This is a genomic window from Actinomycetospora soli (assembly GCF_021026295.1).
Taxonomy (GTDB): domain Bacteria; phylum Actinomycetota; class Actinomycetes; order Mycobacteriales; family Pseudonocardiaceae; genus Actinomycetospora; species Actinomycetospora soli.
In genome coordinates this window covers 298,644-313,434 of record NZ_JAJNDA010000005.1, presented here as the reverse complement: position 1 = coordinate 313,434, position 14,791 = coordinate 298,644, and the positions used below count along the sequence as shown (strand labels likewise).

Below are 14,791 nucleotides of genomic sequence, written 5' to 3'. Positions count from 1 at the left end.
ACCACGGTTACGTACTGAAAGAGGATTGATGTCCACCCTCGAGATCCGCGACCTGCACGTCGAGGTCGAGACCGAGTCGGGTCCCAAGGAGATCCTGCGCGGCGTCGACCTGACGGTGAACTCGAACGAGACCCACGCGATCATGGGTCCGAACGGCTCCGGCAAGTCGACCCTGGCCTACTCCATCGCCGGCCACCCGAAGTACACGGTGACCCGCGGCGAGGTGCTCCTCGACGGCGAGAACGTCCTGGAGATGGAGGTCGACGAGCGCGCCCGTGCGGGCCTGTTCCTCGCCATGCAGTACCCGGTCGAGGTGCCCGGCGTCTCGATGTCGAACTTCCTGCGCTCCGCGGCCACGGCCGTCCGTGGCGAGGCGCCGAAGGTGCGCCACTGGGTCAAGGAAGTGAAGTCGGCGATGACCGACCTCGAGATCGACCCGGCGTTCGCCGAGCGCAGCGTCAACGAGGGCTTCTCCGGCGGTGAGAAGAAGCGCCACGAGGTGCTGCAGCTCTCGCTGCTCAAGCCCAAGTTCGCGGTTCTCGACGAGACCGACTCCGGCCTCGACGTCGACGCCCTGCGCGTCGTCTCCAAGGGCGTGAACGACTACAAGGCGCAGTCCGACGTGGGCGTCCTGCTCATCACGCACTACACCCGGATCCTGCGCTACATCGCGCCGGACCGCGTCCACGTCTTCGTGAACGGGCGCGTCGCCGAGTCCGGCGGGCCCGAGCTCGCCGAGGAGCTCGAGGCGAACGGCTACGAGCGCTTCACCAGCGCCGCCGCGGAGAAGGAGGGGCAGCCGGCATGACCTCGCTCGCATCCGTCCCCACCACGACGGGTGCGACCCTGGATGTCGAGAAGATCCGCGCGGACTTCCCCATCCTGAGCCGCACCGTCCGGGACGGGAAGCCGCTGATCTACCTGGACTCGGGCGCCACCTCGCAGCGCCCGCGCCAGGTCCTCGACGCCGAGCGGCACTTCCTGGAGACGTCGAACGCCGCGGTCCACCGTGGCGCGCACGCGCTCTCCGAGGAGGCCACCGACGCCTACGAGTCCGCCCGCGAGCGCATCGCGGCGTTCATCGGGGCGGACGACGGCGAGGTCGTGTTCACCAAGAACGCGACCGAGGCGCTCAACCTCGTGGCCTACGGGATGTCGAACGCGCTGACGTCCGACGACCCGAAGGCGGAGCGCTTCCGCGTGGGCCCCGGGGACGAGGTCGTCGTCACCGAGATGGAGCACCACGCGAACCTCGTGCCGTGGCAGGAGTTCTGTCGCCGCACCGGGGCGACGCTGCGCTGGTTCGGCGTCACCGCCGACGGCCGGCTCGACCTCGACCCGTCGGTGATCACCGAGCGCACGAAGATCGTTGCGTTCACCCACCAGTCGAACGTGCTCGGCACGGTCACGCCGGTGGAGCAGATCGTCGCGATGGCCAAGGCGGTCGGGGCGTACACCGTCCTCGACGCCTGCCAGTCGGTGCCGCACGCCCCGGTCGACGTGCACGCGCTCGGCGTCGACTTCGCCGCGTTCTCCGGACACAAGATGCTCGGACCGTCGGGGATCGGCGTGCTCTACGGCCGCCGCGAGCTGCTCGAGGCGCTCCCGCCGTTCCTGACCGGTGGCTCGATGATCGAGCTCGTCCGCACGGAGCGCTCGACCTACGCCGCCCCGCCGGCCCGGTTCGAGGCCGGCGTGCCGATGACCTCGCAGGCCGTCGGCCTCGGTGCGGCCGTGGACTACCTGAACGCGCTGGGCATGGAGAACGTGCACGCCCACGAGAACACGCTGACCGCCGCGGCGCTCGAGGGCCTGCAGGCCGTCGACGGCGTGACGATCATCGGTCCGCGCAACCTGGAGTCGCGCGGGGGAGCGGTGTCGTTCGAGATCGACGGCGTGCACCCGCACGACGCCTCGCAGGTGCTCGACGACTCCGGGATCGCGGTCCGCGTCGGCCACCACTGCGCGTGGCCGCTGCACCGGGCGTTCGGCGTGCAGAGCTCGATCCGCGCGAGCTTCTACGTCTACAACACCCTCGACGAGGTGCAGGCGTTGGTCGACGGCGTGCGCCGGGCCCAGGACTTTTTCGCCCGCGACGGCGTTTCCCTCTAGGAGGAGGTTCCCGCCGTGAAGCTGGAGTCCATGTACCAGGAGATCATCCTGGACCACTACAAGAACCCGCACGGTCGCGGGCTGCGCGAGCCCTACGAGGCCGAGGTCCACCACGTGAACCCGACCTGCGGTGACGAGGTCACCGTGCGGGTGCACCTGGAGGGCTCGGGCGCCGACGCGAAGGTCGTGGACCTGTCCTACGACTCGCTCGGCTGCTCCATCAGCCAGGCGGCCACCTCGGTGGCCTACGACCTCGTCGTCGGGCGGACCGTCGGCGAGGCGTTCGAGGTGCTCGCGGCCTACCAGGAGATGGTGCAGGGCCGCGGCAAGGTCGAGGCCGACGAGGACGTGCTGGACGACGCCGTCGCCTTCGCGGGCGTGGCCGCCTACCCGGCGCGCGTGAAGTGCGCGCTGCTCGGCTGGTTGGCGTTCAAGGACGCGGTGGCCCAGGCTGACGAGAACGCCCCCGAGCTGGAGGGACAGCGATGACGGAGACGACCGAACCCACCCGCGGTGCCGAGGGCATGCCCGCGACGGCCGCGAAGGCCGAGACCCCGTCGATCGACGACCTCGAGGAGGCCATGCGCGACGTGGTCGACCCCGAGCTCGGGATCAACGTCGTGGACCTCGGCCTGCTGTACGGCATCGACGTGCACCACGAGGACGCCGGCACGGTGGCCACGCTCGACCTGACGCTCACGTCGGCCGCGTGCCCGCTGACCGACGTCATCGAGGACCAGTCCCGCGCCGCCCTCACCAAGGGTCCGGGCGGGGGCCTCGTCGACGACGTGCGCATCAACTGGGTCTGGATGCCGCCGTGGGGTCCGGACAAGATCACCGACGACGGTCGCGAGCAGCTGAGGGCGCTCGGCTTCACCGTCTGACCCGGACGATCCCGAAGGCCCCGCCGGTCCCACCGGCGGGGCCTTCGTGCGTCCGGTGGACTGGCGCTCATAGCTCGTCATGCGATATATATCGCCCCATGGCACGGAGATCCCTCTCGGAACAGACGTTCCTGATCCTCACGGCGCTCGCGGCCGAGCCGCTGCACGGCTACGGCATCGTGCAGTCGACGCTCGCCCTCTCCGACGGCGAGGTGACGCTCAAGGTCGGCACGCTCTACGGCGCGCTGGACCGGCTCTGCGCCGACGGGCTCGTCGAGCCCGACCGCGAGGAGACCCACCAGGGCCGCGCGCGGCGCTACTACCGGATCACCGACAGCGGCATGGCCCGACTGGTGGCCGAGGCGAAGCGTCGTTCCCGGCAGGCCGACGCGGCCCTGCGCCGCACCGGCGTCGTGGCGCGGGCGGGGGAGGCGAGCGCATGAGCTACCGACGTCTGCTCCGGGTCCTGCCGACCTGGTACCAGGAGCGCTACGCCGACGAGATGGTCGAGGTGCACCGCGCGACCGGGGCCCGGGTCGGCCCCGGCGAGGTCGCGGCGACCCTGCGCCTCGCCGTGTCGACCCGGCTCGGTCGGGCGGGGCGGCCCTCGACGACGACCCTCTGGTTCGTCGCACTCGCCGCCGTCACCGCGCTGGCGGCCGGTGCGGCGCTCTCCACGGTCTCGGCCCTGCAGGTCCGTCTCGACGACGCGGGCCGGGGGTGGCAGATGGACCCGTCCGGCCGGCTCCGCGAGACCGGGTCCGGGTGGGACGCCTACGAACTGCTCGCCTCCGTCGGCCTCTACCGGGTCGCGTGGATCGTCGTGCTGCTCCTGCTCCTCTGCGGCTCTCGCCGGGCAGCCCTCGTGCTCGGTCTGGTCACCGCCGCGCTCGACCTCAGCGCAGGGCTCGGCCCGCTCCTGTCGCGGGACTCGGCATTCCTCGAGGTGGCCCTGGCCCGCAGCGACGTCCGGGCCGCGCTGTTGCCCGTGCTCGCGCTCGGCGCCCTCGCCCTGGTCGGACGCGAGGCCCCCGCACCCGCGGCCCGACGTCGGGCGGCCGTCTCGGCGGCCACGGTCGTCGCGTTGTACGCCGCGGGCCCGCTGTCCGCGGTGAGCGGCGCGATGCTCGTGTGGGGTGACGGCACGCTGTGGCCGACCACCGCGGTCGCCGTGGCGCTCGCGGCGGTCTTCGTCATCCTCGCAGCGCGGTGCCTCGACCCGGCCTGGGCCGCGACGGTGTTCGTCCTCGCCCTGACCGCGGTGCTCGCGGGCCCCTTGCCCGGCACCCCCGACCGGACGGGCGGCCCGGACGGGATCGCCGGCAACGTGCTCCTCGCCCTCGCGGCCGCGGCGCTGGCGGCCCTGGCGTGGGTCGCGTCCACCGGACGACGCGCGCCGGCGCACCTCGCCGGCGAGTCGTCCCGACGACGGGTCGCGGCAGGCTGAGCCTGCCGCTGACGATGTGGCGTTCCTGGCACTGGGTGCAAGCAATGACGCATTGCTTGCACCCGAGGGGCGCTCAGGACGAACGGCGGACCACGTGCGGCTTGAGGTGCTTGTAGCCGCGCACGTGCAACGGCGGAACCGAACGGAGCTCGACGTCGAGGTCGGCCGCGCGGACGGCGTCGGTCATCTCGTCGTCGAGCAGGGTCGTGCCCGGGCGGGCGTGCGAGGTCAGCCGGCTCGCGATGTTCACCGTCGGGCCGTACACGTCGCCGTAGCGGGGGAGGACGTCGCCGTACGCGAGACCGACGCGCAGGGCGAGGCGGTCGTCGGGATCGGGGACCTCCTCGTGCAGCGCGAACGCGATCATGCACGCGGACGACACGTCGCTGCAGACGAACAGGACCTCGTCGCCGAGGGTCTTCACGATGCGCCCGCCGAAGCGGGAGACGACGTCGTTGGACACGCCCTCGAAGCGCTCGAGCAGCGCCCGCAGTTCGTCGCTGTCGATGCGGCGGGAGAGCGAGGTGAAGCCGACGATGTCGGCGAACCCGACCGCGGCGGTGGCGCGCCGCCCGTCGTCCTCACCCTCCTCGGAGGCGAGGGCGGACATCATCCGGCCGGCGGTCACGAGCAGGTGCCGACGCCAGGTGTAGGCCTGCAGCTTCTCGATCAGCGGCACGAGCGAGCGCACCGACTCGACGACCGCCGCCGGGTCGTCGGCCGACCGGCGTTCGGCGATCACCCGGCGCAGCAGGTTCGCCTGCCACTCCGCGAGGCGAGCCATGCTCTGGCCGAGGGTCCGGGCGATCGCCAGCGCCTCGGCCTCGTCGAACGCGTCCTGCGCGAGCAGGTCCTCGACGTATCCCAGGGCGTCGAGGTCAGACTCGGCGAAGGCCTCGACGTCGTCGGGCACCCGCGGGAAGCCCAGCGCGCTCCACAGGCGGCCGGTCTGCTCGAGCGGGACGCCCGCCCGGTCGGCGACGTCCGCACGCCGCAGCGTGCGGTCACCGCCGATCAGGAAGTCCTCGACCTCCCGGCGCGCGTCGGCCCAGGAGGGATCGCTCACGTGGTGTGGACGATGAGCACGTCGGTCGGCGCCTTGCGCGAGATGCCCTGGGGCACCGAGCCGAGCAGGCGGCCGGAGAGGCTGTTCAGACCACGGTTGCCGATGACGAGCAGGTCGGCCTTGCGGTCGGTGACGACGGACGTGACGACCTCGATCGGGTCGCCCTCCTTGGCCACCGTCTCGACCTCGCCGACGCCCTTGGCGGACGCGCGCTCCTTCGCGGTGCGCAGCGCCTCCTCGGCCGGGGTGGACCCGACGACGTGGTACGCGGCGTCCTCACCAAGGGCCCGCTCGGCCTCCCCGGTGTTCTTGGCGGGGTGGTACGCGCTGATGATCAGCAGGGTGGCCCCGGAGTCCGCGGCGACGGTGGCCGCGCGGTCCACCGCGCGGTAGGAGGAGTCGGATCCGTCCGTGCCGACGGCGACGAGCTGATAGGCGCCCATGGTGGTCTGCTCCGATTTCTGGCGGTCTCATCCCGCCCGTCCACGAAACGAGCGAGAGCCGCGAATGGTCACGCGGTACTCCGTTCGGACGGACTAGTACCCGTCCTCACCGGTTCGATCGCGTCCGGCACCCAGAAGTGATCCGGCGATCAGGTGACGACGCAGGCGCGGCGAGAGGTGCGCGAACACCGAGAGCATCGCGCGGACCGAGCCGCCGACGTCGTCGTGCGCCCCGAGGTACCCGCGCTGGGCCGTCGCGGGAAGGCTGAAGAAGCGCTCGAAGAACTCCGGGACCTCGGCCGGCGGCATCCGGAGCAGCACGTCGAGGCCGCGCCGCCGCATGGCGTGGACGACCCGGCCCGCGGTCGGGCGCACCGCTCGACCGGCCGCGTCGACCCACCCTGCATGGTCGGGTCGAGCGACGAGCACCTCCGCCAGTCGAGTGGCGACCTCGAGCGAGCGTGTCAGCGAGTAGCCGGTGGCCGGGTGCACCAGGGACGCCGCGGCCCCGAGCGGGACCACCCCGGCGGGGGAGCGGTGGGTCGGCGTGTCCACCGCGAAGCGGACGTGCTCGACACGGGTGCGGTCGTCGAGCGGGATCTCGTCCGCGCCCAGCCCACAGGCGACCAGGCGACGACGCAGCCGGGTGGCGAGCTCGGGCAGCGGGAGGCCGGGCCGCCGGGCCAGCGAGGTCTCCTCGAGCAGCCAGTCGTCGCCGCCGAGCGGGATGGCGTAGAGGAAGGTCGGCCAGCCCGGGCAGCCGTGCAGCGGGCGCCAGTCCATGAAGACCAACCGGCCCCCGGTCACCCGTGCGGCGACCGCGGAGGGCACCACCACGCCGACCGCCGTCTGCTCGGCCGGCCGCGGCACCCGTCGTCGGGACCGGGAGAGCACCTGGGCGGCACCGCTGGCGTCGAGGACCAGGCCCGCGGGGAGGCGGGCGCCGCCGTCCAGGACGGCCGCCCCGTCCTCGAGGCCGAGGACCCGCCCGCGGTGCACCGTCACGTCCGGCTCGCGCAGCGCGTCCTGCAGGGCGCCGGTGTCCAGCACGGCGTAGCAGCCGGCGAGGGGGTGGGTGCGCCGGGCGATGGCGAAGCCGGGCCCCGAGGTGGCAACGACGGCACCGGGCAGCGCGTCGGGACCCGTCGTCGGGACCTCGTCGGCCCACGCGCCGTAGGTGTGCCGCCAGCGCCGGTCCGGGTGCGGGTCGACCAGCGTCACCGCGAGCCCCCGCCGGGCGCACGCCCGGGCGGCCGACCACCCCGCCGGACCGCCTCCGGCGACGAGGACGTCGGCCCCGCGTCCGGTCAGTCGTTGATCTCCCGCTCCCACGCGGCGAGTCTTTCGCGATCGGCCTTCGCCCGCGCGTTCCAGTCCCGCATGGCCTGGGGGTAACCGGTCACCTGCACGTCGTAGACCGGCACCTTGCACCGGCGCGCGAGCCGCTCGGCCGCCCGCGGCGTGCCCACCCGACGACGGGTCCACTCGCCGTCCTTGGCCACGGCCACGACGGTGGTGTCGGTCGCCGTGGTCTCCGGCTCGACGAAGAACTCCACGCCGGTGCGGCTCGCCGCGAAGGCACGCAGGTGCTCCAGGTCGGCCGGGCCGCCCTCGCGGTCGAGGACCTGGCGTCGGCCGTCGGCTCCGAGGCCGGACGACCCCGAGCGGCGAAACCAGTTGAACAGGCCCATACGCACCATTATCCGGGGCCGGTGTGAAGCAGCCCTACGACCGGGGCGCTGTCGTGGTCGTCACTCGCGGCGGCGGATCCTCACCGGCCGGGGGATCGGGCGCAACGCCTCGCCTACACTGGACCCCTGTGATCACCGCGTCCGACCTCGAGCTGCGTGCCGGCTCCCGCGTCCTGCTCGCCGGGGTGACCCTGCGCGTGCAGCCGGGGGACCGCATCGCGTTCGTCGGCCGCAACGGCGCCGGGAAGACCACCTCGCTGCGGGCCATCGCCGGGGAGTCGGAGCCGTACGGCGGCACGATCCGCTCCACCGGGCCCGTCGGCTACCTGCCGCAGGACCCCCGCGAGGGCGACCTCTCGGTGCTCGCCCGCGACCGCGTGCTCTCCGCCCGCGGCCTCGACCAGATCCTGCGTGACATGGAGAAGGTCCAGACGGCGATGGCCGAGCTGGCCGACGACGCCGAGCGGGACCGGGCCATCGCGCGCTTCGGCCGCCTGGAGGAGCGCTTCAGCGACCTGGGCGGCTACTCCGCGGAGAGCGAGGCCGGCCGCATCTGCTCGAACCTCGGACTGCCCGACCGCGTGCTCGCCCAGCCGCTGGAGACCCTCTCCGGCGGCCAGCGGCGCCGGGTCGAGCTCGCCCGCATCCTCTTCGCGGCCTCCGGCGACGGCGGCAACTCCGGTACCACCCTGCTGCTGGACGAGCCGACCAACCACCTCGACGCCGACTCCATCTCCTGGCTGCGGACCTTCCTCAAGGCCTACGACGGTGGCGTCGTCGTGATCAGCCACGACACCGACCTGCTCGCGGACGTGGTCAACAAGGTCTGGTTCCTCGACGCGACCCGCGGCGAGCTCGACGTCTACAACATGAACTGGAAGAACTACCTGCAGGCCCGGGCTGACGACGAGGCCCGGCGCAAGCGGGAGCGCGCGAACGCCGAGAAGAAGGCCTCCGCCCTCTCGGCCCAGGCCGCGAAGATGGGCGCGAAGGCCACGAAGGCGGTCGCCGCCAAGCAGATGCAGCGCCGCGCGGACGCGCTGCTGGCCAACCTCGACGAGGAGCGCGTGGCCGACCGGGTCGCCGCGATCCGGTTCCCCACGCCCCAGCCCTGCGGACGGACGCCGCTCACCGCCTCCGGGCTGTCGAAGAGCTACGGCTCGCTCGAGGTCTTCACCGGCGTCGACCTGGCCGTGGACCGCGGCTCCCGGGTGGTCATCCTCGGGCTGAACGGCGCGGGGAAGACGACGCTGCTGCGGATCATGGCGGGCGTGGAGAGCCCCGACACCGGGGGTGTGACGCCCGGGCACGGGCTGCGCACGGGCTACTTCGCCCAGGAGCACGACACGCTCGACATGGACCGCACGGTGTGGCAGAACGCCCGGTCCGCCGCGCCGGACACCCCCGAGCAGCAGCTGCGGACGCTGCTCGGCGCGTTCCAGTTCACCGGCGAGCAGCTCGACCAGCCCGCGGGCACCCTCTCCGGCGGCGAGCGCACCCGGCTGGCCCTGGCCGGCCTGGTCTCCAGCGCCGCGAACGTGCTGCTCCTCGACGAGCCGACGAACAACCTCGACCCTGCCTCGCGGGAGAAGGTGCTCGACGCGCTACGCCACTACGAGGGCGCCGTCGTGCTCGTGACGCACGATCCCGGCGCGGTCGAGGCGCTCGAGCCGGAACGGGTCATCCTGCTCCCGGACGGCACCGAGGACCACTTCAACGTCGAGCACCTGGAGCTCGTCGAACTCGCCTGATCCGGGGCGCCCGACGCGGTTGAGCGTCGAACAGCCTTGCTGAGCAGGAACGATGGTCATTGGTCCCTGCGGAGGCGATCCCGCTCCGATCGGCCCAACCGCTCACCGATCATGTGGATTGTGCCGTGGCGCACACCGCCTCCGGCGATCATCATGGGTCGACCGGGCACCGTCCGGGAGAGGGGTGGATGAACCATGGCCGACCTGAAGAAGGGCGCCCGCATCACGGGCGACCAGCGGGACAAGCTCGCGACGGACCTCAAGAAGAAGTACGAGAAGGGGGCGAGCATCCGCTCGCTCGCGGAGTCCACGGGCCGTTCGTACGGCTTCGTGCACCGGGTGCTCTCCGAGTCCGGGGTCACCCTGCGGGGGCGCGGCGGCGCCACCCGCACCAAGAAGACCTCCTGACGACTCCTCGTCGCGGCGTCTCCCGGGTCCGTCCAGCAGCGGGCGGTTCGGGTCCGCGACGCCACGCACGACGCTCTGCGCGAACACCGGTCCGGTGTCCGCGCATCGGTACGCCCTCCCGCGGATAATCGGGGGCCGGACCGGCGGACCACCACCCGCCGCGGCCGCCGGGACGTCCGCTTGACCTCGACCATGGTCGAGGTCGCACGCTCGGGGCCAGGTCCGAGCGAGGTGGGGAGAGCGGCGTGGAGAACGCCTGGATGTTGATGATGTCGATGTCGCAGGGCGACAAGCTGCCGCGGTCGGTGCCGAAGGGGACCCTGCCGCGGATCTGGCGGTTCGCTTCGCGGCACCACCGGATGCTCTTCGCCTTCCTGGCGCTCACCACGGTCTCCGCCGTGATCGCGGTCGGCGTCCCGGTGCTGGCGGGGCGCGTGGTCGACGCGATCGTCAACCGCACCGGCCTCGCCACGGTCGTCTGGATCGCGGTCGCCATCGCCGGTCTCGCGGTCGCCGACGCCCTCCTCGGGCTCGCCGAGCGCTGGATGAGCTCGCGCATCGGCGAGGGCCTGATCTACGACCTGCGCCGCGCCGTGTTCGGCCACGTGCAGTCGATGCCGGTCGCCTTCTTCACCCGTACCCGCACCGGCTCGCTCGTCAGCCGTCTGAACAACGACGTCATCGGCGCGCAGCGGGCCTTCACCTCGACCCTCTCGGGTCTGGTGACCAACGTGATCCAACTGGTGCTGACCGTCGCCGTGATGATCACGCTCGCGTGGCAGATCACGCTGCTCGCCCTCGTGCTCCTGCCGATCTTCATCCTCCCGGCGCGGCGCATGGGCCGCACCATCGCCGCGCTGCAGCGGGAGTCGGCGAACCTCAACGCCGCGATGACCGGCCAGATGACCGAGCGGTTCTCCGCGGGCGGTGCCACCCTGGTCAAGCTCTTCGGACGCCCGCAGGCCGAGGCCGAGGAGTTCGGCGACCGCGCCGACCGGGTCCGCGCGATCGGCGTCCGCACCGCGATGGCCAACCGCGTCTTCATGACGAGCCTGACGCTGGTCAGCGCCCTCGCGCAGGCGATGGTCTACGGCGTCGGCGGCTGGCTCGCGTTCACCGGGCGCATCGAGGCCGGCACCGTGGTGAGCCTCGCCCTGCTGCTGACCCGCCTCTACGGCCCGCTGACCCAGCTCGCGAACGCGCGGGTGGACGTCATGAGCGCGCTCGTGAGCTTCGAGCGGGTGTTCGAGGTGCTGGACCTGAAGCCCTCGCTGACCGAGCGACCCGACCCCACCCCGCTGCCGGCGACCCCGCTCGGGGTGCGCCTGCGCGACGTGCGCTTCACCTACCCCGACGCGTCGACGATCTCGCTGGCGAGCCTGGAGGAGGTCGCCACCCTGGAGCACACCGAGAACCACGAGGTGCTCCACGGCGTCGACCTCGAGGTGGCGCCGGGGCACATGCTCGCCCTCGTCGGACCATCGGGTGCCGGGAAGTCGACGATCGCGTCGCTGGTGCCGCGGCTCTACGACGTGGACTCCGGCGCGGTGGAGGTGGGCCGCCCCGGGGCGTGGACGGACATCCGGGACGCGAGCTTCGCCGACCTGCGCGGCGCGATCGGCGTGGTCACCCAGGACGGCCACCTCTTCCACGACACCATCGCCGGGAACCTCCGCTACGCGAAGCCCGAGGCCACCGATGCGGAACTGGTCACCGCCCTGCGGCGGGCCCGGCTCGGCTCCCTGCTGGCCGACCTGCCCGACGGGTTGCAGACCGTGGTCGGCGAGCGCGGCTACCGGCTCTCCGGTGGCGAGCGCCAGCGGCTGACGATCGCGCGCCTGCTGCTGGCGGCGCCGCGGGTGGTCATCCTCGACGAGGCCACGGCCCACCTGGACTCCGAGTCCGAGGTGGCGGTCCAGGAGGCGCTCACGGAGGCGCTGGTCGGACGCACCGCGATCGTGATCGCGCACCGGCTCTCCACGATCCGCAGCGCCGACACCATCGCCGTGGTGGAGGACGGTCGGGTCGTCGAGCAGGGTTCGCACGACGTGCTCCTCGCCCGCGCCGGGCGCTACGCGGACCTGCACCACACCCAGTTCGCCGGGGCGGCGTGATCACCGAGGGTGATGTCGTCGGGGGTACGTGATACGCCGAACACCGGCGTTCGTACCCCTGCAGCGGCCGGAACCCGCGTGTAGCGTCGTTCGCCGTGCCTCACGGGACCCGTGGGGCACAGGTGGATCACCTTCGAGCACCGAGGGGAGTGAGACGACATGGCTGCTCCCGCGATCGACCTCGATCCGGCCGCACCGGTGCCCGACCGGGCCGCCGCCGCGGCGTACGTCGCGTCCGTCTGCTTCAAGCACGGCCCGCCCCGACTGCTCGGCGCCGAACTGGAGTGGCTCGTGCGCTCCGCCTGGCGCCCCGCCGACGAGGTCGACCCCGCCCAGCTGCTGCGGGTGCTCGGGCCCCATGCCCCGAACACGCTGCGCACCTCCGTCCCCACCGTCACCGGCGCCCCGCCGTCCTCCCTGGCCCCCTCCGCTCCGGAACCGCTCCCCGCCGGGAGCACCGTCACCGTCGAGCCCGGCGGCCAGGTCGAGATCGCCTCACCGCCCCTGGAGAACCTGTCCACGCTGGTTGCAGCGGTGCAGACCGACGCCGCCGTGATCCGCGAGCGCCTCGCCACCGAGGGCCTCACCCTCGTCGACCGCGCGGCCGACCCGCTCCGCCCGCCGCGCCGCATCCTGCGCGTCCCGCGCTACGCCGCCATGGAGGCGGCCTTCGACCGCGTCGGCCCGCACGGCCGCACCATGATGTGCTCCACCTCGGCGGTCCAGCTCTGCCTCGACGCGGGGGAGGGCGCGCAGGTCGCCGCGCGCTGGCAGGCGCTGCACGAGATCGGCCCGACGCTGGTCGGGATGTTCGCCAACTCGCCCGCCGCGCACGGCCGGCGCACGGGCTGGAAGTCCGCCCGCATGGCCGCGTGGCTCTCGCTGGACCCCGAGCGCACGCGTCCCCCGGTCGGCCTGGGCGACGACCCCGCCGTCGAGTGGGCCGACCGCGCCCTCGGCACGCAGCTGCTGTGCGTGCGGCGCCACGGTCACTGGAACGCGCCGCCGGCCGTCACCTTCGGTGACTGGATCGACGGCCGTGGTGGCCTCGACGTCGCGCCCACCTGGGACGACCTGGATTACCACCTGACGACGCTGTTCCCGCCGGTCCGCCCGCACGGGCACGTCGAGGTCCGCTACGTCGACCAGCAGCCCGGCGGCGAGTGGGCGGTCCCGCTCGCGGTCATCACCGGGCTCCTCGCCGACCCGACCACGCTCGACCGGGCGCGCGACGCCGTCGCGCCGGTCGCCCACCGCTGGGTCGCCGCGGCCCGCCACGGGCTCGACGACGCCGAGCTCCGGCGCTCCGCCGCGCGCGTGGCCGAGCTCGCCGTCGGCGGCCTGCGCGACACCGACCCCGAGCTCGCGGCCCTGGTCGGCGACGTGGCCGAGCGCCGCACGCTGCGCGGTCGCTGCCCCGCCGACGACGCCACCGTCGAGCCCGGCGAGGGCGAGCTCGGACCCGCCGTCGAGAACCCGTACCCGTACCCGCGCGACCCGGACGAACCGGTCCTGCCCGGAGGCGATCCCGCATGACCCGCTTTCCCGACGAGCTCCGTATCCGACTGGCCCAGGAGCTCGCCACGGCCCGGCGCCGCACCCAGGCGCTGACCGACGCCGTGGACGACGTCGAGCTGACCCGCCAGCACTCGCCGCTGATGTCGCCCCTGCACTGGGACGTCGCGCACATCGCGAACATGGAGGACTTCTGGCTGGTCCGGCGGGCCACGCCCGGGGACGCCGTGGGCCCCGGGGTCCGCGAGGACATCGACCACCTCTACGACGCCTTCACCAACCCCCGCGCAGGCCGTCCGCAGCTGCCGCTGCTCGACCCCGTCGAGGCCCGGGCCTACGGGGCGACGGTGCGCGAGCGGACGTTGGAGATCCTCGACGAGGCCGGCCCCGACGGACGCGCCCTGCTCGAGGACGGCTTCGTCTACGGGATGATCGCCCAGCACGAGCAGCAGCACGTGGAGACGATGCTCGCCACGCACCAGCTGCGGGTCGGGCCGCAGGCGCTGCACGCCCCGCCGCCGCCCGCCTCGGAGCTGGCCCGGGAGCTGGTCGGCACCGAGGTGTTCCACCCGGGCGGCCGGTTCACCATGGGCGTCGACGCGACCGGACCCGACGTCTACGCCCTGGACAACGAGCGGCCGGCGCACCCGGTCGACGTCGAGCCCTTCCACCTCGGCGCGGCGCCGGTCACCAACGGCGAGTACGCCCGCTTCGTCGACGACGGCGGCTACACCCGGCGCGAGCTGTGGTCGGACGCGGGCTGGGAGCACATCACCGCCGAGGGCTGGTCCGCCCCGATGACCTGGGAACGGGTCGACGGCGCCTGGCAGCGGACGAGCTTCGGCGAGCGGCAGGCGATCGCCGACGTGGCCGACCAGCCGGTGGTGCACGTCTGCTTCCACGAGGCCGACGCCTACGCGCGCTGGGCCGGGCGACGCCTGCCCACCGAGGTCGAGTGGGAGTACGCCGCCCGGTTCGACCCGGCGACGGGGGAGACCCGGCGCTTCCCGTGGGGCGACGACGACCCGACGCCCGAGCACGCGAACCTCGACCAGCGCCACCTGCAGCCGGCCCCCGTCGGTGCGTACCCGAAGGGCGCCTCGCCGCTCGGGGTGCACCAGCTCGTCGGCGACGTGTGGGAGTGGCTGGACTCGGGCTTCGAGGGGTACCCCGGCTTCGCCCCGTTCCCGTACAAGGAGTACTCCGAGGTGTTCTTCGGCGGGGACTTCAGGATGTTGCGCGGCTCGTCGTTCGGCGTGGGCTCGATCAACGCGCGCACGACCTTCCGGAACTGGGACCTGCCGATCCGGCGCCAGATCTTCTCGGGGTTCCGCCTGGCGCGGTCGGCCGAGGCCTGACC

At 73.1% G+C, this 14,791-nt stretch carries 15 protein-coding genes; 11 read left to right on the top strand and 4 right to left on the bottom strand.

What is annotated here, in order from left to right; all coding sequences use genetic code 11:
- Nucleotides 1-28: 28 nt before the first annotated feature.
- From sufC to LN037_RS10645, 6 genes are all read left to right on the top strand, one after another.
- Nucleotides 29-808 carry a Fe-S cluster assembly ATPase SufC gene (gene sufC / locus LN037_RS10670; protein ID WP_230751909.1) on the top strand — a complete coding sequence of 260 codons (780 nt, stop codon included), beginning with the start codon at nt 29-31 and terminating at the stop codon, nt 806-808.
- Nucleotides 805-2,112: a cysteine desulfurase gene (locus LN037_RS10665; protein ID WP_230751908.1), complete on the top strand. Its 1,308-nt coding sequence runs from the start codon at nt 805-807 to the stop codon at nt 2,110-2,112. The genes sufC and LN037_RS10665 overlap by 4 nt, the downstream gene beginning before the upstream one ends.
- A 15-nt stretch (nt 2,113-2,127) precedes the next feature.
- On the top strand, nt 2,128-2,601 hold the full coding sequence (gene sufU / locus LN037_RS10660; RefSeq protein ID WP_230751907.1) for a Fe-S cluster assembly sulfur transfer protein SufU: 474 nt from the start codon (nt 2,128-2,130) through the stop codon (nt 2,599-2,601).
- The gene (locus tag LN037_RS10655) at nt 2,598-2,996 is read left to right on the top strand and encodes a metal-sulfur cluster assembly factor (protein ID WP_230751906.1); all 399 of its coding nucleotides are present in this window, start codon (nt 2,598-2,600) and stop codon (nt 2,994-2,996) included. Before sufU ends, LN037_RS10655 begins: the two co-directional genes overlap by 4 nt.
- Nucleotides 2,997-3,094: 98 nt before the next feature.
- Complete coding sequence (locus tag LN037_RS10650) at nt 3,095-3,439, top strand: PadR family transcriptional regulator (RefSeq protein ID WP_230751905.1); 345 nt, start codon at nt 3,095-3,097, stop codon at nt 3,437-3,439.
- Complete coding sequence (locus tag LN037_RS10645) at nt 3,436-4,443, top strand: hypothetical protein (RefSeq protein WP_230751904.1); 1,008 nt, start codon at nt 3,436-3,438, stop codon at nt 4,441-4,443. Before LN037_RS10650 ends, LN037_RS10645 begins: the two co-directional genes overlap by 4 nt.
- A gap of 73 nt (nt 4,444-4,516) precedes the next feature.
- Here the strand turns inward: LN037_RS10645 and LN037_RS10640 are convergent, their stop codons facing one another.
- The 4 genes from LN037_RS10640 to LN037_RS10625 form a co-directional block, all read right to left on the bottom strand.
- Nucleotides 4,517-5,509: an adenylate/guanylate cyclase domain-containing protein gene (locus tag LN037_RS10640; RefSeq protein ID WP_230751903.1), complete on the bottom strand. Its 993-nt coding sequence runs from the start codon at nt 5,507-5,509 to the stop codon at nt 4,517-4,519.
- Nucleotides 5,506-5,952: a universal stress protein gene (locus LN037_RS10635; protein WP_230751902.1), complete on the bottom strand. Its 447-nt coding sequence runs from the start codon at nt 5,950-5,952 to the stop codon at nt 5,506-5,508. The genes LN037_RS10640 and LN037_RS10635 overlap by 4 nt, the downstream gene beginning before the upstream one ends.
- Nucleotides 5,953-6,045: 93 nt before the next feature.
- Nucleotides 6,046-7,284: a lycopene cyclase family protein gene (locus LN037_RS10630; RefSeq protein ID WP_230751901.1), complete on the bottom strand. Its 1,239-nt coding sequence runs from the start codon at nt 7,282-7,284 to the stop codon at nt 6,046-6,048.
- Nucleotides 7,260-7,643 carry a hypothetical protein gene (locus LN037_RS10625; protein WP_230751900.1) on the bottom strand — a complete coding sequence of 128 codons (384 nt, stop codon included), beginning with the start codon at nt 7,641-7,643 and terminating at the stop codon, nt 7,260-7,262. Before LN037_RS10625 ends, LN037_RS10630 begins: the two co-directional genes overlap by 25 nt.
- Before the next feature lie 128 nt (nt 7,644-7,771).
- On the opposite strand from LN037_RS10625, the gene LN037_RS10620 reads away from it, so the two are divergent.
- The 5 genes from LN037_RS10620 (at nt 7,772) to egtB (ending at nt 14,789) form a co-directional block, all read left to right on the top strand.
- The gene (locus LN037_RS10620; RefSeq protein ID WP_230751899.1) at nt 7,772-9,394 is read left to right on the top strand and encodes an ABC-F family ATP-binding cassette domain-containing protein; all 1,623 of its coding nucleotides are present in this window, start codon (nt 7,772-7,774) and stop codon (nt 9,392-9,394) included.
- 195 nt (nt 9,395-9,589) lie between these two features.
- Entirely contained in the window at nt 9,590-9,802 is a 213-nt protein-coding gene (locus LN037_RS10615; protein WP_026204731.1) for a helix-turn-helix domain-containing protein, read from the top strand.
- Between the two features lie 266 nt (nt 9,803-10,068).
- On the top strand, nt 10,069-11,916 hold the full coding sequence (locus tag LN037_RS10610; protein WP_372460426.1) for an ABC transporter ATP-binding protein: 1,848 nt from the start codon (nt 10,069-10,071) through the stop codon (nt 11,914-11,916).
- A 159-nt stretch (nt 11,917-12,075) separates the two neighbouring features.
- Nucleotides 12,076-13,452, top strand: a complete 1,377-nt coding sequence (egtA, locus tag LN037_RS10605; protein WP_230751898.1) for an ergothioneine biosynthesis glutamate--cysteine ligase EgtA — start codon at nt 12,076-12,078, stop codon at nt 13,450-13,452.
- Nucleotides 13,449-14,789: an ergothioneine biosynthesis protein EgtB gene (egtB, locus tag LN037_RS10600; protein WP_230751897.1), complete on the top strand. Its 1,341-nt coding sequence runs from the start codon at nt 13,449-13,451 to the stop codon at nt 14,787-14,789. The genes egtA and egtB overlap by 4 nt, the downstream gene beginning before the upstream one ends.
- Nucleotides 14,790-14,791: the final 2 nt, after the last annotated feature.